The organism is Chitinophaga sp. (assembly GCF_036566945.1).
Classification (GTDB): Bacteria; Bacteroidota; Bacteroidia; order Chitinophagales; family Chitinophagaceae; genus Chitinophaga.
On sequence record NZ_DATCVJ010000588.1, the window covers coordinates 1 to 3,147 of the forward strand.

Consider the following 3,147-nt stretch of genomic DNA (forward strand, 5'->3'; position numbering starts at 1 on the left):
GGAGCATCATGGATGCCTGCGGCAACAAAGCCAATGACGTCATCCAACGTGTAATCATCAATCCTTGTGCTAAACCACAGCTGGAAGCTACCCTGCCTTCCAACTGCTCCGACAACGGCAGAATAGCATTACGGAAAGTGGGCGACGTATACCTGCCAACCTACACCCTGGTAAGCGTAACACCTTCCAATGTAGTAACAGGTTTACCACGCACACAGAATAATAATGTGTTCAATTTGAATGGCGCTACCTCCGCCTCCTTCATTATCACAGATGGCAGAACGGGTTGTTCTTCTGATACCATGACCTACAACCTCACCTACATTCAGAAACCAATGGTGAACCTCGGTAACGATACCACCATTTGCGGCGGCAACAGCCTCGTACTGGATGCAGGACCTGCTAACTTCGCTTACCAGATTAAATGGTCTACCGGCGCAACCACGCAAAGGATCAATATCAATCAGGCGGGTACTTATTGGGTAAATGTGAGCAATGGTGAATGTGCTACTACAGACACCATCCATGTAAGCCTGGTACCAACACCACTGGTAGATATCCCTGATACGACCATCTGTCGCGGTCAGTCCGTGAAACTGGATGCTTATGTAAATGGCGCACAATACCTCTGGAGTAACGGCTCTACCGCTGCTTCCATACTGGTAGGTACACAGGAACAATTCTGGGTGAAAGTGATGAAGTCCGGATGTATCACGATCGATACGGTGAAAGTGAGTGTGAATCCTCCACCAGATATCAGCCTGAGTCGTGATACCACTATCTGTCCTGACCAGTCTATTATGCTCACCGTGAATTCAAATGGCGGCCGTATCAAATGGCAGACAGGCGAAACCAGCAACTCCATCGTGGTAAATCAACCTGGTGGTTATTGGGTAGCAGTAAGCAGAGACAACTGCGTGGTGAGAGATACCGTGAACGTAAGACTGAAACCATCTATCACATTGGATCTGGGACCAGACAGAAATATTTGTCCTGGTGGCAGCATCACACTGGATGGTACTAATCCGGATGCGATCTCCTACCTCTGGAATGATGGCGATCCTAAACCGGTTAAACAAATAACACAAGCCGGCAAATACAAACTGGCAGTAATGGATCAATATTGTCAACGCGTATTCATGGATAGCGTTACCGTAAGGATCACTGGTTTACCAGTCATCAACCTGGGCAGAGATACGGTAATGTGTAAAGGTGAAACACTGACCCTTCACGCTGAAGGCGGTGGTATCACAGGTGTACGCTGGGATAACGGATCTTCCTCTCCTACACTGCCTGTGACAAATGGAGGTACTTATACCGTAACAGTATTCAACGATTGCGGAACCGCAACTGATGATATCACGGTAGACTTTGTACAGTGCGAGCCTAAACCACAAGTACCAAACGCCTTCTCTCCAAATGGCGACGGACGTAACGATGTGTTCAGACCAATAGTAAGAGGACAAATGTTCGACTACGAACTGAGAATCTTTAACCGCTGGGGTGAATTAATCTTTATGACTTCCGATGATCATAGAGGATGGGATGGTAAATACAAAGGTGTTCCGGTAGATGTAGGCACTTACGTATGGTGGCTCAACTACAAGAAAGTAGCCGGAGGAAATTCCAACGTTCTCAAAGGTGAAGTAACTGTAGTCCGCTAGTTCAAGCAGAAAGCAAAAAGCAGAAAGCAAAAGGCCGATCGCCTTTTGCTTTCTGCTTTTTGCTTTCTGCTTTTCCGGAAAAGACATTATTTTCACCGGCTATCAGCAACGTAACAAAGTATAGTGTAACATGATGAAACGTATTACTTCTCTATTTCTGCTCACCATTGGCTATGGTATATCTGCCCATAGCCAGTCTGCCGGCAACCTCGATTTAATTCCGAGACCCACATCCATTACACGGGAGAAAGGCACTTTTGCCCTTTCGCCGCAAACCCATGTATTTACGGCTTCGGCCTTTTCCGGTGTAGCAAAGCTCTTTTCAGAAACAGCTCATCTCCCGAAGCCACAACTGGCATTGATGAAAATGATACCATTACATAGTGTCATATTCGCTGCAGTGGACAAATCTGTTATTCCTGATTCAGCGGGTTATCAACTGAAGATTTCACCGGAGTATGTGTCTATTTTTGCGCGCACACAAACAGGTGCGCTCAATGGCATGCAATCGCTATTACAGTTACAATTGTTGCAACCGGATCAGCGTAGCCTGCCCTGCGCCACCATCACAGACCATCCCCGCTTCGGCTATCGCGGCGTTCACCTGGATGTGTCACGGAATTTCTTTCCTGCCGCTTATATCAAACGCTTCCTGGATCTGATGGCGTTATACAAGATGAATACTTTTCACTGGCACCTGACAGATGGCGCCGGATGGAGGCTGGAAATAAAACGTTATCCTGAGCTGACCAAAAATGCCGCCTGGCGCAATTATTCCAACTGGAAAGACTGGTGGTCCAAAGGCCGCAGGTATTCACAGGAAGGTGATCCTAATGCATACGGCGGTTACTACACCCAGGCGGAGGCCCGTGAAATAGTGGCCTACGCCGCACAACGTGGTATCACCATTATTCCGGAAATAGAAATGCCGGGCCATTCAGAAGAAGTACTGGCGGTATATCCGCAACTGTCCTGCTCCGGTATCCCTTATAAAAACTCCGAGCTATGCCTGGGTAATGATACTACTTTCACTTTCGTGGAAAATGTATTAGCAGAAGTAATGGATATCTTCCCATCTCCCTATATTCATATTGGTGGTGATGAAGCAGATAAAAAAGCCTGGAAAAGCTGTCCTAAATGCCAGCAACGTATGCGCAGCGAAAAACTGAAAGATGAAAATGAACTACAGAGCTATGCGGTAAGACGTATGGAAAAATTTCTCATCGCACATAAACGCAAACTGCTGGGATGGGATGAAATACTGGAGGGTGGGCTCGCTCCGGAGGCAACCGTGATGTCGTGGCGCGGAGAAAGCGGTGGTATTGCTGCTGCCACAGAAGGACACGACGTCATCATGACACCCGGCGGATATTGTTATTTCGACAGTTATCAGGCTGACCCGGCCACACAACCGGAAGCTATCGGCGGCTATCTTCCATTGGAAAAAGTATATAGCTACGAACCTGTTCCCAAAACACTGGAC

The 3,147-nt window shown here is 47.4% G+C and carries 2 protein-coding genes; both read left to right on the forward strand.

The window, feature by feature from the left end:
• On the forward strand, window positions 1-1,664 hold a 1,664-nt coding region (locus VIP81_RS18010; RefSeq protein WP_331964012.1), incomplete at its 5' end, for a gliding motility-associated C-terminal domain-containing protein.
• A gap of 130 nt (window positions 1,665-1,794) precedes the next feature.
• On the forward strand, window positions 1,795-3,147 hold a 1,353-nt coding region (locus VIP81_RS18015; RefSeq protein WP_331964015.1), incomplete at its 3' end, for a beta-N-acetylhexosaminidase.